This is a genomic window from Metabacillus bambusae (genome assembly GCF_017497975.1).
Classification (GTDB): Bacteria; Bacillota; Bacilli; order Bacillales; family Bacillaceae; genus Metabacillus; species Metabacillus bambusae.
Genome location: NZ_JAGDEL010000004.1, coordinates 211,796 through 234,375 on the forward strand (window position 1 = coordinate 211,796; position 22,580 = coordinate 234,375).

The 22,580-nt window shown below is 36.3% G+C and carries 24 protein-coding genes and 1 riboswitch; of the genes, 6 read left to right on the forward strand and 18 right to left on the reverse strand.

Features of this window, described 5'->3' with window-relative positions:
- Positions 1–234: 234 nt before the first annotated feature.
- The 3 genes from I7822_RS07740 to I7822_RS07750 all read right to left on the reverse strand — a co-directional run bounded on the left by I7822_RS07740 (position 235) and on the right by I7822_RS07750 (position 3,802).
- The gene (locus tag I7822_RS07740; RefSeq protein WP_207976659.1) at positions 235–2,211 is read right to left on the reverse strand and encodes a TRAP transporter permease; all 1,977 of its coding nucleotides are present in this window, start codon (positions 2,209–2,211) and stop codon (positions 235–237) included.
- Complete coding sequence (locus I7822_RS07745; protein ID WP_207976660.1) at positions 2,204–2,722, reverse strand: DUF1850 domain-containing protein; 519 nt, start codon at positions 2,720–2,722, stop codon at positions 2,204–2,206. The genes I7822_RS07740 and I7822_RS07745 overlap by 8 nt, the downstream gene beginning before the upstream one ends.
- Before the next feature lie 81 nt (positions 2,723–2,803).
- Positions 2,804–3,802 (reverse strand): TAXI family TRAP transporter solute-binding subunit, encoded by a 999-nt coding sequence (locus I7822_RS07750; RefSeq protein ID WP_207976662.1) that lies wholly within the window; start codon positions 3,800–3,802, stop codon positions 2,804–2,806.
- A gap of 422 nt (positions 3,803–4,224) precedes the next feature.
- Here I7822_RS07750 and I7822_RS07755 point away from each other — a divergent pair, with 422 nt between their 5' ends.
- Positions 4,225–4,662 carry a GNAT family N-acetyltransferase gene (locus I7822_RS07755; protein ID WP_207976664.1) on the forward strand — a complete coding sequence of 146 codons (438 nt, stop codon included), beginning with the start codon at positions 4,225–4,227 and terminating at the stop codon, positions 4,660–4,662.
- Between the two features lie 46 nt (positions 4,663–4,708).
- On the opposite strand, the gene I7822_RS07760 is transcribed toward I7822_RS07755, so the two are convergent.
- The 7 genes from I7822_RS07760 to I7822_RS07790 form a co-directional block, all read right to left on the reverse strand.
- Positions 4,709–5,707: a DoxX family membrane protein gene (locus I7822_RS07760; protein WP_207976666.1), complete on the reverse strand. Its 999-nt coding sequence runs from the start codon at positions 5,705–5,707 to the stop codon at positions 4,709–4,711.
- A 115-nt stretch (positions 5,708–5,822) separates the two neighbouring features.
- A complete protein-coding gene (metC, locus tag I7822_RS07765; RefSeq protein WP_207976669.1) occupies positions 5,823–7,004 on the reverse strand; it encodes a cystathionine beta-lyase in 1,182 nt (393 codons plus the stop codon).
- The gene (locus tag I7822_RS07770) at positions 6,991–8,115 is read right to left on the reverse strand and encodes a methionine biosynthesis PLP-dependent protein (RefSeq protein WP_207976671.1); all 1,125 of its coding nucleotides are present in this window, start codon (positions 8,113–8,115) and stop codon (positions 6,991–6,993) included. The genes metC and I7822_RS07770 overlap by 14 nt, the downstream gene beginning before the upstream one ends.
- 341 nt (positions 8,116–8,456) lie before the next feature.
- Positions 8,457–8,556, reverse strand: a riboswitch (SAM riboswitch).
- A 68-nt stretch (positions 8,557–8,624) separates the two neighbouring features.
- Positions 8,625–9,200 carry an SCO family protein gene (locus tag I7822_RS07775; RefSeq protein ID WP_207976673.1) on the reverse strand — a complete coding sequence of 192 codons (576 nt, stop codon included), beginning with the start codon at positions 9,198–9,200 and terminating at the stop codon, positions 8,625–8,627.
- 9 nt (positions 9,201–9,209) lie between these two features.
- Positions 9,210–10,217: an aliphatic sulfonate ABC transporter substrate-binding protein gene (locus I7822_RS07780; protein ID WP_207976675.1), complete on the reverse strand. Its 1,008-nt coding sequence runs from the start codon at positions 10,215–10,217 to the stop codon at positions 9,210–9,212.
- 72 nt (positions 10,218–10,289) lie between these two features.
- Complete coding sequence (locus I7822_RS07785) at positions 10,290–11,045, reverse strand: ABC transporter permease (protein ID WP_066323573.1); 756 nt, start codon at positions 11,043–11,045, stop codon at positions 10,290–10,292.
- Positions 11,029–11,817: an ABC transporter ATP-binding protein gene (locus tag I7822_RS07790; protein ID WP_207976677.1), complete on the reverse strand. Its 789-nt coding sequence runs from the start codon at positions 11,815–11,817 to the stop codon at positions 11,029–11,031. The genes I7822_RS07785 and I7822_RS07790 overlap by 17 nt, the downstream gene beginning before the upstream one ends.
- Before the next feature lie 589 nt (positions 11,818–12,406).
- Between I7822_RS07790 and I7822_RS07795 the strand changes: the two genes are divergently transcribed.
- From I7822_RS07795 to I7822_RS07805, 3 genes are all read left to right on the forward strand, one after another.
- A complete protein-coding gene (locus I7822_RS07795) occupies positions 12,407–13,132 on the forward strand; it encodes an alpha/beta hydrolase (RefSeq protein ID WP_207976679.1) in 726 nt (241 codons plus the stop codon).
- Between the two features lie 82 nt (positions 13,133–13,214).
- Positions 13,215–13,733 carry a YjcG family protein gene (locus tag I7822_RS07800; RefSeq protein WP_207976681.1) on the forward strand — a complete coding sequence of 173 codons (519 nt, stop codon included), beginning with the start codon at positions 13,215–13,217 and terminating at the stop codon, positions 13,731–13,733.
- Entirely contained in the window at positions 13,734–14,159 is a 426-nt protein-coding gene (locus I7822_RS07805; RefSeq protein ID WP_207976683.1) for a GNAT family N-acetyltransferase, read from the forward strand. It abuts the gene before it with no gap.
- 51 nt (positions 14,160–14,210) lie between these two features.
- Here I7822_RS07805 and I7822_RS07810 read toward each other — a convergent pair whose 3' ends face one another.
- Positions 14,211–15,227: a DUF3231 family protein gene (locus I7822_RS07810; RefSeq protein ID WP_207976685.1), complete on the reverse strand. Its 1,017-nt coding sequence runs from the start codon at positions 15,225–15,227 to the stop codon at positions 14,211–14,213.
- A 145-nt stretch (positions 15,228–15,372) separates the two neighbouring features.
- Between I7822_RS07810 and I7822_RS07815 the strand changes: the two genes are divergently transcribed.
- Positions 15,373–16,047 (forward strand): YetF domain-containing protein, encoded by a 675-nt coding sequence (locus I7822_RS07815; RefSeq protein ID WP_207976687.1) that lies wholly within the window; start codon positions 15,373–15,375, stop codon positions 16,045–16,047.
- Between the two features lie 58 nt (positions 16,048–16,105).
- Here I7822_RS07815 and I7822_RS07820 read toward each other — a convergent pair whose 3' ends face one another.
- Entirely contained in the window at positions 16,106–16,333 is a 228-nt protein-coding gene (locus I7822_RS07820) for a hypothetical protein (RefSeq protein WP_207976689.1), read from the reverse strand.
- 178 nt (positions 16,334–16,511) lie between these two features.
- Between I7822_RS07820 and I7822_RS07825 the strand changes: the two genes are divergently transcribed.
- A complete protein-coding gene (locus tag I7822_RS07825; RefSeq protein WP_207976691.1) occupies positions 16,512–18,791 on the forward strand; it encodes an ATP-dependent helicase in 2,280 nt (759 codons plus the stop codon).
- 230 nt (positions 18,792–19,021) lie between these two features.
- On the opposite strand, the gene I7822_RS07830 is transcribed toward I7822_RS07825, so the two are convergent.
- From I7822_RS07830 to I7822_RS07855, 6 genes are all read right to left on the reverse strand, one after another.
- A complete protein-coding gene (locus I7822_RS07830) occupies positions 19,022–19,678 on the reverse strand; it encodes a GTP pyrophosphokinase (protein ID WP_243459345.1) in 657 nt (218 codons plus the stop codon).
- 163 nt (positions 19,679–19,841) lie between these two features.
- The gene (gene spoVIF, locus I7822_RS07835; RefSeq protein ID WP_066323523.1) at positions 19,842–20,096 is read right to left on the reverse strand and encodes a sporulation-specific transcription regulator SpoVIF; all 255 of its coding nucleotides are present in this window, start codon (positions 20,094–20,096) and stop codon (positions 19,842–19,844) included.
- A gap of 129 nt (positions 20,097–20,225) precedes the next feature.
- Positions 20,226–20,351, reverse strand: a complete 126-nt coding sequence (locus tag I7822_RS07840; RefSeq protein ID WP_026561090.1) for a YjcZ family sporulation protein — start codon at positions 20,349–20,351, stop codon at positions 20,226–20,228.
- A gap of 105 nt (positions 20,352–20,456) precedes the next feature.
- Complete coding sequence (yjzK, locus tag I7822_RS07845) at positions 20,457–20,675, reverse strand: protein YjzK (RefSeq protein ID WP_207976693.1); 219 nt, start codon at positions 20,673–20,675, stop codon at positions 20,457–20,459.
- Positions 20,676–20,691: 16 nt separating this feature from the next.
- A complete protein-coding gene (locus I7822_RS07850; RefSeq protein ID WP_207976695.1) occupies positions 20,692–21,384 on the reverse strand; it encodes a DUF421 domain-containing protein in 693 nt (230 codons plus the stop codon).
- A gap of 527 nt (positions 21,385–21,911) precedes the next feature.
- Positions 21,912–22,262 carry a DUF1360 domain-containing protein gene (locus I7822_RS07855; RefSeq protein ID WP_207976697.1) on the reverse strand — a complete coding sequence of 117 codons (351 nt, stop codon included), beginning with the start codon at positions 22,260–22,262 and terminating at the stop codon, positions 21,912–21,914.
- Positions 22,263–22,580 lie beyond the last annotated feature (318 nt).

The window sequence follows — 22,580 nt, forward strand, 5'->3', positions numbered from 1 at the left end:
CCGAACACTGTCAAGGTAGTGTTCTCCCACTGAACTATCGGATCAAAACATTATCAAACTACATGTTAAATTATATTCAAAAGATCAATAAAAGTCAATATAGCACTTAAAAAACGAATCTTCTAATTACGACTACAGAACCGTTTTATATCTACATAATTCTCACCATTCGACTTATTTCCCAGAAAATAAAAAAACCTGAATACCTCTTGTCGAGGATCAGGTTTTTCGACATTATGCTTGTGCAGACATTTTAGGTTTACTAGTATTGTTACGTTTCCACACATATTGTAAAGTGAGTAACACCACAAACATAATAATTCCTGTGATATCTGAAATGCTCTCAGGATAAATTAACAGCAAGCCAACAATGACAGCTATGATTCTTTCCAACCAGTGCATTCCTCTCATCCAGTATCCAATAACACCTGCGCCAATTGCGATCATTCCAACCATTGCTGTAAATACAACCCAAATGACTTCCGTCCATGTTGTATCAATCATGAGTAGTTCTGGTGAGAGAACAAAAATGTATGGGATGATAAATGCTGCAATCGCTAGTTTGGATGATTCAATTCCAGTACGTATCGGTTCTCCTCCGGATACACCTGCAGCTGCAAATGCCGCTAATGCAACTGGTGGTGTAATATCTGCAATTATCCCAAAATAGAAAACAAATAAATGGGCTGGTAAATCAGGAACACCTAGTAAAATCATTGCTGGTGCAGCGATTGTAGATGTTATAACATAGTTTGCAGTTGTTGGTGAGCCCATTCCAAGAATAAGTGCTGCCACCATTGTTAGCATGAGTGTAGGAATTAAATATCCCCCTGATAATTCGATTAGACCATTTGCTAGCTTTAGACCTAAACCTGTTTTCGTTACAATTCCGACAATGATTCCTGCTGCGGCTGTTGCTGCTGCAACAGCAAGTGCAGTACGTGCTCCATCAACTAATGCATAAATAATATCAATGAATTTCATACGTGCCGCTTTATTAATAAAACCAACAACGATTGAAATTAGGATTGAATACAGAGCAGCATGTGTCACCGTAATGTTCGACATAAGTAACAAAACAATTGCCAAGATTGGAATTAATAAATAAATCTTTCCAAACACTTCTTTTCGACTTGGCATTTCTTCTTTTGTTAAACCGCGTAATCCAAGTCGTTTTGCCTCAAAATGCGTCATAATCCAAATTCCTGCAAAATAAAGAATCGCTGGGATTGCTGCAGCTTTAGCTATGTCCCAATAGGTAATCCCGTTTCCAATAAATTCAACCATTAGAAATGCTGCAGCACCCATAATTGGCGGCATTAATTGTCCCCCAGTTGAGGCTGATGCTTCAACTGCTCCAGCAAATTCCTTCTTATAGCCTAATTTTTTCATCATCGGGATCGTAAACGCCCCCGATGTTACAACATTGGCTACGGAGCTCCCACTAATTGTTCCTTGAAGGGCACTAGAAAAAATAGCAACCTTTGCGGGCCCCCCAATACTTCTCCCTGCAATAGCGATTGAAAGATCGTTAAAGTATTGGCCAACTCCTGTTCGAATTAAGAAAGAACCAAATAATAAGAATAGGAAGATAAATGTTGATGAAACAGCTAATGGTGTCCCTAAAATTCCCTCTGTTGTAAAAAACATGGTCTGCACTAGTCTATCCAAGCTTAATCCTCGATGTGATAAGAATCCTGGCATATACTCCCCGAATATCCCATAAAGTACAAAGATAATCGCTATAATCATAATTGGTAGACCGACTGCACGTCTAGTAGCCTCTAATACTAGAAGAATTGCAATTAAGCCAACTGCAAAGTCCAAGGTGGTCAAACGACCAACACTCATGACGAGATCCTCAAAGAATAGTGGCCAATATGCACCTACACCAATACTTAAAACAGCTAGTATTCCATCATACCACGTAATCTGAAACTTTCCTTTTTGCTTTTTCTTTCTGTTTCCTGGAAATAATAAAAAGATTAAAGATAATGCAAAGCCTAAATGGACGGTACGTTGTATTTGTGCTGTAAATACTCCAAAAACTGCAGTATATAGCTGAAATAATGAAAAAGCAAGAAGGCCAAAAAAGGCGATATAACCCAATATTCCAGTTAGTTTCCTTGTCCCTGCTTCAGGATCATATTTTTCTATTAGCTCTTGCTGCTCTTCTTCTGTTAAATACTTCGTTTCCTCTTTATCAGCCATTAATATTCACTCCTTTCAATTGTTGCCATAACGTAATTTTTTTCTGCGCAATTCTGACCCATGTTCCAGGTTTAATATAATTAGATAATGAATATGTCTTATTCTGATAGATTAATCGATGATTTGCCCTTACTTGTCCAATTCTCAAATCAATAAATGGGAATGAACGATTCATATTTTTTATATAGTATGTACCATCAATTTCCTCAAATACCTCGTCACCTTCTGCATTAGAAGGCATTCCGACTGCAAAGTCCTCGTATGCAAGCTCTGTTTGGTTGATTTGCTTGTCGGATAAACGATACGATTCAAGGACATCTGAGAGATGAATGGAGTGTGTATACTTTATTTGAAAGGTTTTCACCTTTTCTAACGACAAATACGCAAGTAATTTCTCTTGATCCTCGTATGTAAAGGCAATTACTTGTTTATAGGGAAAGAAAAGAAGAAAAATGATGAAAAGTAGTAGAGGAAAACATAGTAGTACAACAATAGTCTTCCTTTTCTTCATTAATACCCCACCGATCAAGATAGAATTAAAATTGAAATCGATAGACCACAAAAAGCGATCTATCGATTCATTAATAAATTTTTATTGTGTAATTCCTTTTTCTTCAAAGTACTTTGCAGCACCAGGATGAAGCTCCATATCACCTAAACCTTGAAGTGCCGTTTCAGGGGTAATGAACTCACCTTTTGCATGAGTAATTTTGTCAGTGTTCTCATATAAAGCTTTTGTCATCTCATAAACTAGATCTTCTTTAAGATCATTTGTTACAACGAGCATTGCTTTTACTGCTACAGTATTAACGTCAGCCTCAATATTGTACGTTCCAGTAGCAACTGTATCCTTCGAATAATGTGGATATTGCTTAATTAGCGCATCGATTTTATCATCAGCAAGTGGAATAATCACAACATCATTTTGTGCGGATAACGCTTCGACTGCACCAGTTGGTGTTCCTGCAGTAACAAATGCTGCATCAATATTACCTGATTGGATTCCATCTGTAGACTCATCAAATGAAAGATTTTCTGCTTTAATATCTTCTGTAGTTAAACCATGAATTTCAAGAATTTGCATAGCATTTATATATGCTCCTGATCCAGGTGCACCAACAGAAACTGATTTTCCTTTTAGATCCTCAACAGATTTAATTCCACTTTTCTCTGTAGTTACAAGCTGTACCGTTTCTGGATATATAGAACCGATTGCTTGAATATTGTCAATTGGATCACCTTCGAACATCTCTTTTCCTTCTATTGCATAGGCTGCGATATCAGTTTGTGAAAAGGCAATCTCCGCCTCTCCTGCTCTTAATGTTTCCATGTTTTCAGCAGAAGCACCTGATGTTTGCGGTGTAATATTTGCGTCTGTGTTATCAGAGATAATTTTTCCAATTTGTCCACCAAGTGGATAATATGTACCACCCGTTCCCCCAGTTAGGAGACTTAAGTTTTGCTTTTCACCGCCGCTATTTCCACCTTCTTCACCAGCAACATCTTCATTACCAGCATTCCCACAGGCAGCAATGATCATCGTAAGTGTTAAAATCATTACAAATAAAAGGCTACTACGAATTTTTTTCATGAATTTTCCCCCTCTGTTATTTTGTGTAATATTATACACGTTTATATTAACATACAAAACAACGAAATTGTTAATTATGAAAATTCTGAAATCTACATATCCTGGAAAATCCTAAGTCATGCTGCTCCATTTCAATCGTTTATCTAACGATTTCCAAGTAATAGCTTACTTACTTATTTATTTATATATGTTTTAGAGTTTCAGTACATGCATAAAGTGGTAAGGGAATAACAAATTCCTAGTATGGGAGTAATCACTGCTAAGTAAAAATAAATTAACTAAATAGATTCTTAATAAAACTTTATAAAACATCAAAAAGAGCACCAATAAGAATATCTTATATGTTTTCAAAAGTTTTCAGTATTTTCAATAACAAAAGTCATTCTGTATAATTTAAGAAGAATAGTTAGGGGGGGAATTAGATGTTAGAAATTAGACAAATTAACCCAGAAGATACATATCTAATAAGACATAACGTTCTTCGTCCAAATCAATCAATCGAGGCTTGCAAATTTGAGAATGATCATCAAGAAGACTCATTTCACTTAGGAGCATTTTATAGAGATACGTTAATTAGTATCGCCTCTTTTCATAAAGAAAAGAATCCATGTTTTGATGAAGAACTCCAATATCGCCTTAGAGGAATGGCCACTCTTACTGAATATCGAAAACTAAAAGCAGGTAGTTCCCTCCTATTACATGGTGAAGCATTACTAAAGGAAAAGAATGTTCAACTATGGTGGTGTAATGCGCGAGTCTCGGTGAGTGATTATTACAAAAAGTTTGGTCTAACTGAATATGGTGAAGTGTTTGACATCGAACCAATCGGCCTTCACAAATTAATGTATAAAAAAATTTAGACTCGAAACAAAATGTTACGAGTCTTTTTCACTTCAACCAGTTTCATTATGCAAATCGATAGTAAATAAGTAAAAACGTACTTAACACAAACAAAAAATTAAGTGAGACAAAGATCATTTGATCAAGTCGAGTTTTATGGATTTTAATCGGCGGATGATAAAATGAGATCCCTTCGATAACAAAAATGAGTAGGACAATATGAATCATCGCATGACCTACAACCTCTGTATAACCAAAGATTGTTGTTGTAAGGATAAAAAGAATCGTTACAACGACAGCTAGTACTCTGTTTAATATTCCTACCACTAAAAGGTACCCCACGACAAATTCAATAAACGCAGAAAGAACAACAAAGATCCCAGGATCAAAGCCAAACGTCGGAACATTGTGGTGGTTAATAATTTCTGTCGTCATCATCGGATAGACCCACTTTTCTACTGCTACCCAACATAAGCTTAGTCCGGTTCCTAAATATAAAAATGGAAAGCCAACTGTTTCTAACTTCGTACGACCTACTAATAAAACACCAATGATAGCTAAGTAAAATCCGTAGTCTAACATATGAAACCACCCAGCTTGACTCCATACATTAATAAATAATCCTAACATAAACAGGGCAGCGATCTTTGTAGCGATATGATGTGGAATTATTAAAAAAATAATAATGATCCACATCACCACTGTTTGCCACGTTTCGTGAATCGTAAATTCAGGAGCAAACATCGTTCCATATGAGACTTGTAAAATAAATGAAACAGCGGTTCCATATTTCAATAAATGCCTAGAATACTTTCGAAAACTATCTAGCTTCTTGTCTAGCCTTAATGCTAGGGGAATATCCATTACTTTACTCATCACTTGAGATAACAAGGCCAATATTACAGCGCATAGCAATGAAATGGTAATGAAAAGCGGTGATAAAATCTCTTCTATTCTAACTTTTTCAGGTGCGACTGTAGCAAACCATTTAACATGAGCCTGAGTAAGCATCGGGGGTATTAGTCCTGCTAATAAGAGGAACAACCCAAATATCATTTTTTTCATATAAGAAACTCCCTTTTGATGGGTATATACTTAGTTTGTAACAATTTTCAATTTGTATGTATTTTGAAGCTTACCTTCTCTTTCGGCAAAAAAAAACCGACTCAGAGAGTCAGTCTTAACGAACACTTTCTTTCTTAACTAGTGGCAGCTTCTCTAATGCTTCAGCAAAATCTTTGATTAAGTCATCGACATTTTCTAAGCCTACACTTAGTCTAAGTAAACCATCTGAAATTCCTCGTTTTTCACGTTCCTCTGGAGGCATTGCTGCATGTGACATTTTTGCAGGATAGGATAGAATTGATTCAACCGCACCTAAACTTACTGCAAAAACCGGCAGCTTAACTTGTTGAACAAGTGTCTTCACCGCTTCACCATCAGCTAGTTTAAAAGAAAGGACTGCACCTGCTCCATCTGCTTGGTATTTTTGAGTCTCATGACCTGGATGGAAGCTTAGTCCTGGGTAATACACCTCTTCTACCTTAGGGTTTTCACTTAGAAACTGAGCAACTTTCATAGCAGATTCAGAGGATTGCTTCAAACGAACATGTAATGTTTTTAATCCTCTCAACACAAGCCATGCATCTTGAACACCTAGTACCGCTCCAAATGCATTTTGCAGTTTGTATAGGCGATCACCTAATTCAGGATCCTTCACAACAGCAAGTCCTGCAAGAACATCACTATGTCCTGCTAAAAACTTTGTTGCACTGTGTAACACAACATCAACACCTAATTCCAAAGGTCTTTGCAGCTCTGGTGTCAAAAATGTATTATCTAAAAACGTTAGACAGTTATTTGCCTTCGCAAGGTTCACAATTCCTCGAATATCTGTAACCTTCAACAATGGATTTGAAGGTGTTTCCATATAGATTACCTTTGTATTCGGACGAATCTCTGATGCTACTTGATGAAGATCTGTCATATCAACAAAAGTGTGCTCAATCCCGAATCTAGTTAGAACATCTGTTATGATTCGAAAGGTCCCACCATATACGTCCTCAGTCACAAGGACATGATCCCCTTGGGAAAGAAGGAGGAATGCTGTTGAAATAGCAGCCATTCCTGAAGAAAATGCCAAGCCTTTCGTTCCACCCTCTAATTCTGCGATTGCTTGCTCTAATGCTTCTCTTGTGGGGTTACCTGAACGCGCGTAATCATATTTCCCAAATTCATCTATATCAAATTGATGAAAAGTTGATGAATGATGAATCGGAACACTAACAGCTCCTGTACCTCTGTCTACCTTTGATTCATTATGCAAAAGCTTTGTTTGAAAAGACCAATCATGATTGCTCAATTGCTTCAGCCCCCTTCATTTGTTTAAAGCTCTGAGCTAAGTCTTCGATAATATCCTCAGCGTGTTCCACACCTACTGAGAAACGTAGCAGTCTATTACACACACCATTTGCCATTCTAACTTCCAAAGGAATGTCCATATGTGTTTGGGTTGCAGGATAGGTAATAAAGCTTTCAATTCCACCTAAGCTTTCCGCAAAGGTAATTGTCTTAAGACTTTTTAGAAATGGATTAACCAATGCTTCATCCTGCAAACGGAATGACAGCATTCCACCTTTTCCTGGATATAAAACATCGAGAACATCTGGATGCTCTTCTAAAAATTGTGAAACGGCTTGAGCGTTTTGCTCATGTTGTCTCATGCGAAGTGATAAGGTCTTCATTCCTCTCATTAAGAGCCAGGAATCAAACGGTGATAAAACCGCGCCGATCGCATTTTGATGTTGGAAAAACTCATCACTTAATTGCTCACCCTTTGTAACAACTAGGCCCGCAAGCACATCATTGTGTCCACCTAAATATTTTGTTGCACTATGGATTACAATGTCGGCTCCATCAAGGATTGGTGTTTGGATAACAGGTGTATAAAATGTGTTATCAACAATCACTAATAAATTATGTTTCTTAGCTAACGTCGCAAGCTCTTTAATATCAGCTTCCTGCATTAATGGATTTGTCGGTGTTTCGATAAATATCGCCTTTGTTTTTTCAGATATTAATTTTTCTGTTTCTGCTGGGTTTGTAAAATCATCATATTGAAAGGATAAACCGTACTTTTTCCATTCTCTTTCAAATAAACGATAGGTTCCACCATATAGGTCAGATGATACGATAAGTTCATCACCACTTTGGAATAATGCCATAATCGTTTGAATGGCAGCCATCCCTGAACTGAAGGCAAATCCACGATCACCGTGTTCTAAATCGGCAATGGCCTTTTCAACTAATAGTCTTGTAGGATTCCCTGTTCGAATATAATCAAATCCGGTTGATTCTCCGATTCCAGCATGTCGATAAGCTGTCGAAAAATAGACTGGCGGGTTTACAGTACCTGTAACATTTTCACTTCGATTTCCAATTTGCGCTAACTTCGTTTCAATTCGTTGACTCATGTCTGTCACCATCCTAAGTTAAAGTTATTATTCTTGATTATGTACATGAGAGGAAGCATCCTTAAAACTTTCTAAACAAATTAAAAAGCCTTCCCCGGTAAGAAGAAGACTGTGTATTTGAGTGCGCTTCTTCTTATCTCTCAAGCATAATGCTGGTGTGGCTTGCTGGATTTAGCACCTTGGCACTCGTAGAAGATCTTGGTGGAGCTTAAGATTAGTTGATTTGCGGGTTACTTAGGAAACTCAAAAATAAGTATTGTTCAGTTTTTTACAGCACGCAAGGTGCTTGCGGCTTGCTGTAACAAGCCTGCGCCAGATAATAAAAAACTTACTTAGTGTTTCGCTTAAGATTCGCAAATCAACGGTTACGAGATCTTCACTCGTTTTGAACCGGTTGCTGAGGCTTCATAGGGCCAGTCCCTCTGCCTCTCTTGATAAGAAATGTATGAAATTTTTATGGTTTACTTTTTTTACTACTTTACATGATTCGAGTGGAGATTGCAACACAATTATTGTAATAGTTTGATATCTTCGACAATTTTTTCAAATGGTACGTCTGTTACTCCATCATATTGTTCGAGTATTGTGTTGCCTTTCATAAGATAGATCGATGTACTGTGAACGAATTGATTTGAGCCTTCTAGCTTTGCTGCAGGTGCAAGGAAGCTAGTGTTTGAAAAGGATTCAATTTCTGCTTGTTCATAGCCAGTGAGAAAGTTCCAGTTTTTAAAATCTGCACCGAATTGTTCTGCGAATGCCTTTAATACTTCAGGTGTGTCATGTTCTGGATCGATGCTAAAGGAGACGAGCTCCACATCTACTTTTTCGTCTTGTAATTGCTCTTGAAGTGTTGCGATATGTGCGGTCATTGGTGAACAAACAGTATCACAATTTGTGAAAATAAACGTAGAAAGCCAGACTTTATCTTCATAATCTGACATTTTTACTGTTTCTTCAACTTGATTAACAGCTTTTAAAGGTTCAACTGTCCCATTTAAAGAAAAATGCTCCTCTAGGTTGATAGACTGTGAACAGCCTACCAACACTAGAACAGCAATGAAAGTGATAAAAACAAGTTTTTTCACGATTAACGCCTACTTTGTTAAGAATTGAGTATCAATTAAATCGCTAAATTCAGGTTTTTCTTTAAGAAATTTAAGCTCAAATGAAGAATTTGCAAATTCTTGAACAACTTCTGCATTTACTTCAGTTGTGTACGTTACACGCTCCCAAGCACTGTCAACGATTGCCGGATCAAGCTCTTGATCTGTAATATCTTTGATCGCTTTAATCGCAATATCACGTGCCTCTTCACGGTTTTCATTAATAAAGTTAACACCTTTTTCATGTGCTTTTACAATGGCTGCAACTAGTTCTTTGTCTTCTTTAATTAACTTTCCGCTTGTTACTAATACAGTATTAGGAAGTGTTGTTCCGTAAGAAATTTCATCAGTATCAACGATAACCTTCGCACCATCATTTACAAGCATAGATGCCCATGGTTCTGGAACTGCAGCAAGATCAACTTTACCTGATTCAAACATTGCTCCATATTGAGCTGGGTTACCTGTTACATGCTTTAATGTTCCACCAATACGTGCTGATGTGATGCCAAAGTCTTGAAGGAATGTCTCCATTTGAACATCATGTGTGCACCCTACACCAGGTGTAATAAATGTTTTACCTGTTAAATCATCAATTGATTGTATACCACTTTTTTCAGATGCAACGATGACTGTTCCGCCTGAGGATGCTCCTGCAAGAATCTTCACATCTGCCCCATTAGCATAGTTATTCATAACAGGACCAGGTCCAACTAAACCTGCATGGATATCACCTGTTTTTAACGCAGTCATAAATGCTGCTCCATCTGGAAACGTTTTATACGTTACTTTTACATCTTCCCCTAATGCTTCTTCAAAATACCCTTTTTCCTTGGCAATCATCGCAGGTACGTGATCAATGTTAGGAAAATAACCAATAACTACTTCCTTTTTACTATCGCTTCCACTACCATTTGAACCTGTATTAGCCGTCCCACATGCTGCCAATACACCTACTAATAAAACAGATATAAGTGCAAATAATAAACCCTTTTTCATGTTAAAGCCCCCATCTCTTTTTAATTAGTGTCTAGCTCCAGCGCCTAGCCCCTCAAGGCGCTTCCGCTTTTCTTAATTATCTAAACCCCATTTTTTCATGACGCTTTTTTCTACTCTTTGGAAAAATAGTAAATCGACAATAACTCCAATCACCATAATCATCATCATGATCGCGATAACTAAACTCATATCACCAAAATCTGAAGCGAATTTCAGCTTATAACCAAGTCCTGGTCCGGTACTTAATAATTCACCGGCCATCAATGCTCTCCAGGCAAATGCCCACGCTAATCTAGTTCCCGTTACTGCATAAGGAATTGAGGCTGGGAACATGACCTTCCAAAATAAGCTAAATCCTTTATAATCCATCGTTTGTGCCGCCTTTATATAAAGTGGTGGCACATTTTTCAAACCTGTTCTCATGTTGATTGTCATCACTAATGTTGCACCTAACACAATAATAAACGTTACCGCTGCTTCATTAAGGCCAAACCACATGATTGCCAATGGCAACCACACAATACTTGGTACTGACTGTAATGCAATGATAAGTGAGCCCAATGTTTCATCAGCTGTTTTTGATTTGGCTAAGAAAACCCCAAGTATAAGACCTAATGCTAATGCAATGGCTAAACCTATCGCTAATCGTCTAAAGCTCGCTACTAAATCGTAAACAAGTGTTAAATCAGCAAAGCCTGTGTAAAGTGATGTAAACACATCTGTTGGGGCAGGCAGCAGTGCAGGTGAAATTTCTAAAACAATAACTGCAACCTGCCAAACAACTAACAGAATTCCATAAAAAAGTATTCGTTTAACGACTGGTTGCATACTGCTGCTCCTTTTCTATTACTTTATCAATCTCAGACTTTAGCAAGCCTTTAATTCTGTCTTCATATTTCACGAGCTCCTCACGCGCTTGTTCACGTGGTCTTGGAAAGTCAAGCTCAATCACGTCTAGTATCCGTCCAGGCTGTGTTCCCATAACAACGATGCGATCAGATAATTTAAGTGCCTCGTGGATGCTATGTGTAACGAACAAAATTGTTTTCTTCGTTTCTAGAAATACTTCTTCTAACACCTCATGTAATCTTGAACGTGTTTGTTCATCTAATGCACCAAATGGCTCATCCATTAATAACAAGGCTGGGTCCATTGCAAGCGCACGAGCAATCGAAACCCTCTGCTGCATCCCACCTGATAACTCGTGTGGTGAATGCTTTGCATAAGGACTTAATTGCACAAGAGATAAATACTTATGTGCTCGTTCCTGTGCATCTTTTTTCGATAGCTCCTTGCGTAGTGGAAACATCACATTCTCTTCTACTGTCAGCCATGGAAATAATGCAGCTTGCTGGAAAACCATTCCTCGTTCCTTACCAGGTCCCTTTAATTGTTTTCCCTGTAAAATAAGTTCACCCGTAGTGTGCGGTGTTAACCCAGCAACAATTGAAAGCAAAGTGGATTTTCCACAACCCGAAGGTCCTAAAATCGAGACAAATTCGCCTTCCTTCACTTGTAAATCTATATCAGTTAAAACAGTTTCTGCTTTATTTTCACGGTTTTTAAATTGTTTTGTTACCTTTTCAATTGATAAAAACAATTCCCTCACCCACTTTTTTAATTCTCATCTTTTTTATCGGATTAATATGATTATTATATAAAGATCTGAGAAAATGTCAATGGATTGATCTGGATATTCCGTAATTTGGATCATCATGTTCTATCTCTTTCCATTATATATAAAAATGAATTTAGCGAATGAAAGTCAATAATCAAAAAAAGCGGAATCATTGTGACTATGAAAAGGAAACAATTGTGGCGATACGAAGAAAAAGAGACGCAAAAAGGAACTCCCGAGATAACATGTCCCTACAAATGCACTTAGAGTTTATATCGTCCTTACTATTGTGCATATTTTGGGATGGGGTTTCTATATCAATCATTGGAGGACTAGTAAATATATGAAGAGAATATATTATCCCTTGTGTTTCAACTCATTTAAAGAAACACTTATTTATTTGTTTTTCGATCATAAGCTATCTATGCATAAGATTTTGGCTTTTATTTGTTTCTACCCATAGTCATTAGTTGTGATTGCCAAGTAATCTAGGATAAAATAGAAAGGGTTACACATCTTTCTATTTTATCCGTGTATTCCAAGCTAACGTTACTGCCTCAGGAGGTTTAACATGAGCAAACAAACAGGTATGATTAAAGAACTTCTTTTTTATTCAACTGCGCTTCAGGAAGAATTAACATTACTTATTTATCTTCCAGAAAATTTTTCACCACTATATAAATACAGCTTGCTTATCGCACAGGATGGTCAGGATTATTTTCGGCTTGGACGTGTAGGGAGACAGGTAGAAGCTTTAATGAAAGATGATGAAATTGAAAATGTTATCGTTGTTGGAATCCCCTATAAGGATGTAAACGACCGCAGGGATAAATACCATCCAGATGGAGCAAAGTTTTCAGGCTACGTTCGATTTCTAGCCCATGAGCTTGTTCCATATCTTGATCAAGAATTCCCAACCTATCAAGTAGGCTATGGGCGAGCTCTTATCGGAGATTCACTAGGTGCAACAGTTTCATTACTTACTGGCTTAGCGTATCCAAACACATTTGGAAAGTTAATCCTGCAATCGCCATATGTGAATGAAGCAGTGTTACAGGCTGTGAAAGAATTTTCTTCACCTTCTCGTCCAACTATTTTTCATCAAATTGGGAAAAATGAAACAAACGTTAAAACAACTCATGGAGAAATTCTCGACTTTATTACACCGAATCGAGAGTTGAAAACGGCTATTGCTGAAAAAGGTTTTTCCTATACATATGAGGAATTTGATGGTGACCATACATGGAAGTACTGGCAGCCAGCTCTAACACCGATCTTACGGGAAATGTTTGAGTAAGAACTGCAATCATTTCGTACGTATGTTTCTTTTTAAAAATTTGATATACTATCCTTAAAAGAATCGATTAGGAGGGAATGACATGAACTACGGAATTGCCCTTTTTCCATCAAAAAAATTACAAGATTTAGTGAATTCTTATCGTAAGCGCTATGACACAAATTACGCATTAGTTCCACCACATTTAACACTTAAAACTGCTTTTGAAGCATCTGAAGAGGACTTGAAACAGATTACAAAGGAACTTCGTCAAATAGCTGATAAATCTGCACCTTTAACCATTTCGATTAAAAAGGTTAGTTCCTTTTCACCGGTTAATAATGTGATCTATTTAAAAGTCGAGCCAACTGAAGAATTACAAGAATTACATGAGAAGCTTCATACAGGATCACTACAAAGTCAACCAGAATATGCTTTTGTCCCACATATTACGATTGGACAAAATTTATCTGATGATGAACATTCAGACGTACTAGGTAGTCTAAAAATGTTAGAAATGAAGCATGAGGAAGTTGTTGATCGTTTCCATCTACTATATCAACTAGAAAATGGTTCTTGGACCGTATATGAAACATTCTTACTAGGAAAGGATTGCAATTAATTGAACGTTAAGCAAGTTACAACTAAAGACCAACTCGAGGATGCCTATTCAGTAAGACGCACAGTATTTGTTGATGAACAACAAGTGCCTGAAGAAGAAGAAATTGATCAATTTGAAGATGACGCTACACATATTGTCTTATATGATAATGAAGTGCCTGTCGGTGCCGCTCGTCTTCGTGTATTAGATGGGATTGGGAAACTTGAAAGAATTTGCGTTCTTTCATCCAGCAGAAAAAATGGTGCTGGCAAATTACTTGTTAATAAGCTAGAAGAAATTGCTATAGAACAAGGTGTCAGCAAACTTAAGTTAAATGCACAGACACACGCGATTCCGTTTTATGAACGATTAGGATATGAAACTGTTTCTGATGTTTTTATGGATGCTGGAATTCCCCACGTTACAATGATTAAACATGCTAATTGATTAGTTTTCACATACTAAAACGAGCTTGGATAACCAAGCTCGTTTTTCACATTAGCGTTCTTCTTTTCTTGCTAATTTTTCCCGATCCTTCATTCCCGGTGGCTCCTCAAGCCAATGATTTTTCATCATAATTTCAGCTCCAGTTTTTGCGAATTTACCTATTTCAACTGATAGACGTTCATAATTAACAATAAGGTCATATCTTTGACTTGCTGCAGCTGCTGTAGCGTAGTTTCCCATACCAGCAGCACTTAACTGAGCCATGTGAAACATCATTAGTTTCTCTGAAAAAGTTTGTGTCGTTGAATCTGTAATACTAATATTAGGCGAGCCAGGTGAAACAAGATTGCTTTCTGCTAAAGCTGATGTAAAGACCTGAACATGCTTATATGAAATATCTTTTCCTCTTAACATATACTCTTGAACATCTTTATTTTGTGATGTTTGCGCAAAGCTTAAACATAAGCCAATCCCAATCGAATTGGTTTGGATATTCAAAAACAGATGCGAAATTTCAATCGCATTTAGCGGCCTTTCCTTTGTAAATGGATTTATACCACCTAAATATTTTTTACTATCTATATATTCTATTTCAGTTGGTACATCGATATAAGGTGCTCTAACAAAAATCCCTTTCGAAAGGGCAATTTCTATTGTCTGATTATATAAGTTCGAAACGTCAGTAAGTCCTTTTGTAAACATTGCTCGAATATCATTTCTTACACTCATAGATACGAAGCCACTAAACGCAAGCATCCCTAATTTCGACATATGGTTCACATAGATAAGGCAAAATGAATCAGAAAATAGCTTTGGTGCATCCATATTTACATCTTCATTGGTAAAACCGTTTGGTATAGCAAAATTATCCTTTTGGAATATACTAGAAAGATTTTTTATATCCTCATTAAATATGTTGTAGGTAGTCTGAATCGCTTTTTTTATCTCTATATCCTCAATATTTTTCAACATATGCCCCACAACACATACACTCATACTTGCATTTAAATATGCAGTCCAGAGAGAAGCAATTTCTGGTGCCGTAAGTTGTGTATGACTCTCTGACATGTTTTTTCCTCCTAAGAAAAATAGATAGACATATTCTTTCCTATTATGATTCAAATTATTTAATTAAACTTCTAATAATTGATCATAAAAAAAGCTGTACTGGAAAAAACTATTCTTAGGTGTTAATGGTTACGGAGGTTATTACATGCATTATGCACAAATTGCCCTTGAGTTAGTTTTGGGGTTCATCGCTCTTTTTGTGATTACAAAAATATTAGGTAAAACACAAATTACCCAAATTACTACATTTGATTTCATCTCAGCATTAGTGTTAGGGGAACTTGTCGGTAATGCAATATTTGATGATGAGGTTGGAGTTGTCAGAATCATTTATGCGGTTGCCATCTGGGGACTGCTCATTTTCATTTTGGAAATGGTTACACAAAAGTGGAGTAGGACACGCGGCTTATTAGAAGGTAGACCTACGATTGTCATTCATAAAGGGAAAATTTTAAAAGAAAGTCTAAAAAAAAGCAAGCTAGATGTCAACCAGCTACAGCATCTAATTCGGTCCAAAGGTGTATTCTCAGTTCGCGAGCTAGAGTACGCTGTTCTTGAAACAGATGGAACGGTAAGTATATTAAAAAAAGCTCCTTATGAAACACCTTCAAAAAAAGATCTACAAGTGAATCTTGAACAAGTTAATATTCCAATCACCTTAATAAGTGATGGCAAGGTCATAAAAGACAACCTTATAGAAGCAGGTTTTAATATGACCTGGTTAGAACAACAGCTAAAACAACACAACATTCTTCGTGTTGAAGAAGTCATGTTTGCTGAATGGCTAGAAGGTACAGGTTTACACGTTCAATCTTTTTAAGTAAGGGCTGGGCTGACACTTTTTTCTGTGTCAGCCCTTACCTATACTTACTCAAAAATTAAGCATATCCGTCAATATACTTCCCTTTTCCTGTAAATGATTCGGAATTTTTATTCGTCTTCATTGATCTCATTTTATGATCTAAAATATCTGCAAATCTCTGTTTTTTCATATCCGATTGAACCGCGGTAGGTCGGAGTGTATGTGAATAATGATTTTGAACAGGGACATTTCGATTCGCATATTGTACATACGTATCCTGCTGAATTGGTAAAATATAACCCATTTTTCATCTCCCTTTCGTTATTCCTCAAATTTCCTCGCTTAAACCGAGTAACTTTACCTTTTTTATATGTATCCATTCTGTTAAGATAGATTTTGTCGCATATTTTTATAACTTTGATTTATTATTTCTTTATTTACATATACGTACGAAGATATTTTTTTATGGGAGGAGGATCACCATGAAAGTTGCAAAAATGAAAGATTTTGATCTATCTTTAGAAAATTTACCTCGAGAGGATTATCAGCGTATCTATGAAGCGAGCCTTAAAGACAACGTAAGTTGCAAAGCTTGTGGATTGCCAGTTAAATTATATCTTGGATTGAACAAGCCACCCTATTTCTACCACACGAACAAAGAGGATAACCAAAGGTGTACGGATATCGTTAGCAGCCCTCCTAGTCAATCGATTACAACACAACAACCTAACTTAGAAGACGAATATTCTGAACAAAACGGTTTTCGAATTCCTAAATCTAGGTCGATTGCAACACTCGAAAAGACCAATGTAACAGAATGGCGGCAGCCACAGATTCTAAAAGGGCGAACACCTTTCACACTCAAAAGCAAAACACCTTCATCACTACTCGGAATTCCTCTCGATGTTGAACAAAAAGAAGCAGTAACGACGGTAGAGGGGCCACTTCTAATCTTAGCTGGTGCAGGGAGTGGAAAAACGCGTGTCCTTACAACTAGAGCCCTATATATGATGGAAGAAAAAGCAATTGATCCGACCTCAATGATGCTAGTTACCTTTACAGCAAAAGCAGCACGAGAAATGCATGAACGCCTTATCAAGCACACGAGGCTAACAGCAAATCAACTAAACCAGCTAGTCATCGGAACCTTCCACAGTATCTTTTACAAAATGCTCCTACATGACAACAGAGAGAAGTGGAATGGACAGCATTTACTAAAATGGGATTGGCAAAAGGAAAGCTATCTAAAACAAGTATGCAGAGAAATGGGTATTGATGAAAAGGATTTTCCATTTGACCAAGCAATCCAACAAATAGGGTATTGGAAAAATACGATGAAGGCTCATACAGATATCCAGCCTGATGACGATTGGGAAGAAAAAGCATTATCTCTATACAAGTATTATGAAGAGCAGAAGCGTGAGCGTGGCCAATTCGATTTCGATGATATGTTAGTAAAATGCTATGAAATGTTGAGAGAAAATCCTAGAGTACTCGAAACCTATCAGAAGCGATTTCGTTATTTTCTAATCGATGAATTTCAGGATATCAATCCAGTTCAATATAAACTTATTAAGCTATTATCCAATCATACAAACAATATATGCGGTGTTGGCGATGATGATCAAACAATTTATAGCTTCAGAGGAAGCGAGCCAACCTTTATTCTGAATTTTAAAGAGGAATACCCTGATGCTACTATTATTACGCTCTCCTCAAATTATCGGTCAGATCATCATATTGTTTCCTCAGCAAATGAAGTGATTTCAAAAAACAAACTACGCTTAAGCAAAAAAATGCACGCTCAATTCCAGACAGATCAATTACCTGTTTGTTTTTTTCCATATGATGAGGAAGAAGAAGCAACCTTGATTGTCAATGATATTAAAGAAAAAATTAAAGCCGGTGCAAAGCCTAAAGAGTTTGTGATATTATACCGAACACATACTGGCGGACGAGCAGTCTTTGAACGATTTGTCCAATCGAGTATCCCATTCGTCATTGAAAAAGAGCAAAGTTCATTTTATGAACGAAAAATGGTTCGTGGTGTTCTTAGTTACTTACGACTTAGTGTCGATCCTGATGATCCATCGGCATTAACCGAACTAATTCGCGCTTTATTTTTAAAGCAATCTGTTCTAAATGATGTGAAGGCCTTATCCATTCTGCATGATTGCTCACTTGTTGATGCATTATTATATTTAAATGGGCTTCAAGCTTTTCAAATGGCAAAGCTCAAAAAAATTGTTCCAAAAATTAGCGCTTTGAAAAAAGATAAGCCTGTCATTGCACTACAAATCATCGAAAAAGAGCTTGGATTCAATGACTATCTAAAAAAACAAGGTAATGAAGGCAATGCGATGGACAAAGGTTCAGATGATCTTAACGATTTGAAAGTAGTCGCGAAGAAATTTTCTACCGTTACAGAATTTCTTCAACATGCTGATCATATGACCTTAACTCAAAAAGCATTAAAAGGACAAAAACAGGCAACTGAAGCTGGTGTTCAGCTTATGACGATTCATCGATCAAAAGGTCTTGAGTATAAATATGTTTATATTGTAGGAGCTGTAGATGGCTCTATTCCTCATGATTTTGCACTAGAGTCTGCTAGAAAAGGAAACTATGAATTTCTTGAGGAGGAACGACGCTTACTTTATGTAGCGATGACACGAGCAAAAGAACATTTATTAATCTCGACTCCTTCTAAAAGACGAGGAAGAAAAGCTGTGGCTTCAAGGTTTCTTAAGACCTTGTTTTAAGAATTGGCGTTAGCCTACAGAAAAGCGTAAGCGCCTTGAACAGACCCGACAGGCATAAGACGCTCAGGAATAGAAGAGTTCTTTGTCTTCAATTCCTGAGTGGCTTATGACCCCGAGAGTCTAGGCGCTGGAGCTAGACACCAAAACTAGTAAGAAAAGTTATCAATTCTGATATTATAAGAAATGCTTAGTAGACCTCACTCTACTAAGCATTTTTTATAAAGCAGCTCTTAAATAATAACTCGAGTTTTCTCCAGTTTCTCCTTCACTTTATACATCATCATTTCATCATGAATCCTCTTCATTTTATGATCCAAATACTGGGCCATTTCCGCTGCTTCTTTTAGCTCATCTATTAAATACTCTGGTACTGCTTTATCATATTTATAGTAAATTTTATGTTCCAGGCTTGCCCAAAAGTCCATTGCGATTGTGCGAATTTGGATTTCAACCTTTACGTTTTCAGTTCGATTTGTTAAAAAGACAGGAATTTCAACCAGTAAGTGAAGACTTTTATAGCCATTGGGCTTAGGTTCTTTAAGATAATCCTTCACTTTTAAAATAGAAATATCATCCTGACAAGAAACCATATCATAAATCTTATATATATCAGAAGCAAACGCACAGGTTATTCTTACACCAGCTATATCGTGAATATGTTTAGTCGCTTTTTCTATCGTCATTTTAAGACCTTTTCTCTGAAGCTTTCTTTTTATACTTGATGGATCCTTTATTCTAGATTTAATATGTTCAATTGGATTATGCTGATGTACAAATTGAAACTCCTCATTTAAGATCTTCAATTTCGTATTGATTTCATCTAAAGCAAATTTATAGATTAATAAGAGATTTCTCCATTCTTCTATTTCTGTACTGTCATGTCTCAACTTTACAATCACCTCTATTTTTGTTCACTTTAACTATAGCTTAGGTTAGTGAAATTTAGATGAAAATAAGTTGGACAGATATTATACTATTTAAATGAATTCAGAAAAAAACCAGCTAATCAAGTTGATTTAGCTGGTCAGCCTCAACCATTTAAATTTGAGGTTACTTTTTGTTAATCATTTTTGAAATTGTATTAAAATCTAACTTTTCATTACCATTTACAATGGAATTAACAATTTTATCTTCCATTTGCTTTGAAACTGGTTTGTTGGCAATTTGAGAAACTCGTTGGATCACATTTCGGACTGTTTTTTCATCTTTAAAGTTTGCACCTTGTAAAGAATTAGCCAAAGAAAAAACATCATTCATGTTTACTCCTGTTTTATTCTCAAGGTTTTTGAAAAATTTATTATCCATTTTCTAAGCCTCCTTAATTCATGATATATCCTATGACCTCATAGGCAAAATGTGATAACAATCTCTTGGAAAAAAGAAAGTACGAGCAGAGATTGCTCGTACTTCCAACACACTTAATTGGCTCTTACATTAGTTATAGAAAGATGCACCTACAATGATTAATAGGATGAACAATACAACGATTAACACAAAAGTGCTGCCGTAATAACCGCCACCACCATAACCATAGTTACCACCACCGTAACCGTAACCCATGTGCTAAGCACCTCCTCTTTGCTATCATCTCTACACTATATGATTAAAGGAGAGGTTTTGTTTGGACGAAAATATTGTTTTAATTTACGTTGTTTTTAGGATTGATTATTTTTTAATTTCATTATTTTTGTTTTTTATAATCCATTTTTCCATTTCAGATTCAGTTAAATCCATCCTTTGTTCAAATGCTTCAGCAAGCTCGTCAATTTGATTCAAGCCAACTTGTATTTTACGAAGTCTTTGATCTTCATTTCTTTGAATCCTATCATGCTGGCGATAATTTCTTTGCAATACCTCACTAAACACTATTTCAAGTAAACTCATTCTTTCCTCCCACTCTCTACCTTAGATTGTCGTCATCATAGTAATCTATATATAAATTCCCAGACGAATCAACCTGGCCTAAAAAAACATCTTCTACATTTGCACTTTTAAGTTTTAGCTTATTTCTTATCCAATCTATACTATATCCTGCGCTATATATTGTTTCATTTAGATAAGCTCCATCCATAATTACTGTTAGTGGTACATTATCAGAAGAACCATCTGGAAAGAGATCTCCCCATTTCACAACTTGCATTTCTTTTTTTAACAGGACACTTAATTCACCATTTGTTTCAAGAATAGCAAACTCGACATCTGAGACGTTAAAAACATCTTTTTTGCGAAGCTGTTCAAGCAATTCATCTGTACTATATTTTTCTTTCTTGAGATTTTCCTCCAGTATTTTTCCATCTTGGATAAATGTCGTTGCCTTGCCTTCAACAATGTCACGAAATTTTTTACTTTTTAATGAAATGATTGAAATAATAATTGGGAATAACGTCCAGATAAGAATCGAGACTACACCATTTATTACATGTAATTCAATATCCATTGATAGTGTTCCAGCAATATCACCAACTGTAATTCCTAAAATATATTCAAAAAAAGACAGCTTCGATAACTGCTTCTTCCCCAAAAGCTTTGTAATGAAAAAAAGCCCTAAAATTAGTAGGGTCGAACGAATGATAACCTCAATCCAACTCGGCATAAACCTTCTCCTTCTTACCAATTATGATACGCTTCATTAGTATGAATCCATTTCGGTTTTTTATGTAAAAATATGTATTTATTTCTTCTAAGAATAAATTATTTGGAATTTTAGGAAGAAAGGGTTACACAGTATAGGAATTATTTAATATCCTGGTAAACGATAAATAAGGACTGACCCATTAACGTCAGTCCCGCTCAGAAAAAAATTGATAAATCATAAACGAATTACTAGCTAAAAAATAAATGATTACGAACGTTTTTTATTCTTTCCGCAACCACAGCCGCTTTTTTTAACTTTTTTGGATTGAGAAGTTGTAGTCGTATAGATGGATTGATTTGAGTTACTTGGTCTTAGGGATGAATTCAAGTTAATTTTACTCATTCCTTTTCCCACCTTCCTGCGCAGTTTTTATAAGTAAGAAAAATGTGCGCTTATTCTGTGCCTCTGCACTATTATTTCCAGTAAAGCTGTAGCCTTATATCATATTTTATGTGAACAATAGTAATTGTTTCTAAGTGAATTGCCTAATCTATAAGTTTCATCACAAGGGTCTCAATCAAACCAGCAACACCTGCAATTGCTAAAATAACGAGCAGTGGTTCCGCTCCTTGGGGCCAAAAAATCCATATTCCATACAAAAATGCTGAACACCACACACCGGTACACCAATAGCAGCTCAATAGTTCACCAATCCATGCCCTCAATCCTGATCCTTTCATTTCGATAAAGACTTCAACAGCACCATCATCACCAATTTCTTCTATTTCCTTATGGAAAGGGCGACGAATAAATCCAGTTATCTTATCAAAGACAAGTAGTCTTGTTAATCGAAAGGATGCGAATGCAAAGATGATGAGTTGTAGCCAAGTTGCCATCTCATCTCCCCCCTCTAAACCATAATCCTTATACAGTATGGAAAAGATTCCTTAAATATGATTAGTACAGATCACCTTTAGCAAAATATTTTAACTAGATGTGTGTATGTCTTTATATTATGTTCGTCTTGGAGCATTTGCTGAAAAATGGGTGTACATCTGTATGTTTTACTCATTCAAAAGATAGTGAATCTGCATTATATACAAGTAAAGGGAAACACGGCTTTTATCTTCTTCACTTGATCCTTCGTGTCATTAAAGAATGAAATGTCAAATGCGTGTTTCTCTTCTAACCTCTTAATTAACGAAAGGAGTGAG

Excerpts from the sequence above, each read along its gene's own strand:
- I7822_RS07740 (WP_207976659.1), bottom strand. The coding sequence starts at position 2,211 with ATGGCTGATAAAGAGGAAACGAAGTATTTAACAGAAGAAGAGCAGCAA.
- I7822_RS07745 (WP_207976660.1), bottom strand. The coding sequence starts at position 2,722 with ATGAAGAAAAGGAAGACTATTGTTGTACTACTATGTTTTCCTCTACTA.
- I7822_RS07750 (WP_207976662.1), bottom strand. The coding sequence starts at position 3,802 with ATGAAAAAAATTCGTAGTAGCCTTTTATTTGTAATGATTTTAACACTT.
- I7822_RS07755 (WP_207976664.1), top strand. The coding sequence starts at position 4,225 with ATGTTAGAAATTAGACAAATTAACCCAGAAGATACATATCTAATAAGA.
- I7822_RS07760 (WP_207976666.1), bottom strand. The coding sequence starts at position 5,707 with ATGAAAAAAATGATATTTGGGTTGTTCCTCTTATTAGCAGGACTAATA.
- I7822_RS07770 (WP_207976671.1), bottom strand. The coding sequence starts at position 8,115 with ATGAGTCAACGAATTGAAACGAAGTTAGCGCAAATTGGAAATCGAAGT.
- I7822_RS07780 (WP_207976675.1), bottom strand. The coding sequence starts at position 10,217 with ATGAAAAAGGGTTTATTATTTGCACTTATATCTGTTTTATTAGTAGGT.
- I7822_RS07785 (WP_066323573.1), bottom strand. The coding sequence starts at position 11,045 with ATGCAACCAGTCGTTAAACGAATACTTTTTTATGGAATTCTGTTAGTT.
- I7822_RS07795 (WP_207976679.1), top strand. The coding sequence starts at position 12,407 with ATGAGCAAACAAACAGGTATGATTAAAGAACTTCTTTTTTATTCAACT.
- I7822_RS07800 (WP_207976681.1), top strand. The coding sequence starts at position 13,215 with ATGAACTACGGAATTGCCCTTTTTCCATCAAAAAAATTACAAGATTTA.
- I7822_RS07810 (WP_207976685.1), bottom strand. The coding sequence starts at position 15,227 with ATGTCAGAGAGTCATACACAACTTACGGCACCAGAAATTGCTTCTCTC.
- I7822_RS07815 (WP_207976687.1), top strand. The coding sequence starts at position 15,373 with ATGCATTATGCACAAATTGCCCTTGAGTTAGTTTTGGGGTTCATCGCT.
- I7822_RS07820 (WP_207976689.1), bottom strand. The coding sequence starts at position 16,333 with ATGGGTTATATTTTACCAATTCAGCAGGATACGTATGTACAATATGCG.
- I7822_RS07825 (WP_207976691.1), top strand. The coding sequence starts at position 16,512 with ATGAAAGTTGCAAAAATGAAAGATTTTGATCTATCTTTAGAAAATTTA.
- spoVIF (WP_066323523.1), bottom strand. The coding sequence starts at position 20,096 with ATGGATAATAAATTTTTCAAAAACCTTGAGAATAAAACAGGAGTAAAC.
- I7822_RS07840 (WP_026561090.1), bottom strand. The coding sequence starts at position 20,351 with ATGGGTTACGGTTACGGTGGTGGTAACTATGGTTATGGTGGTGGCGGT.
- yjzK (WP_207976693.1), bottom strand. The coding sequence starts at position 20,675 with ATGAGTTTACTTGAAATAGTGTTTAGTGAGGTATTGCAAAGAAATTAT.
- I7822_RS07850 (WP_207976695.1), bottom strand. The coding sequence starts at position 21,384 with ATGCCGAGTTGGATTGAGGTTATCATTCGTTCGACCCTACTAATTTTA.
- I7822_RS07855 (WP_207976697.1), bottom strand. The coding sequence starts at position 22,262 with ATGGCAACTTGGCTACAACTCATCATCTTTGCATTCGCATCCTTTCGA.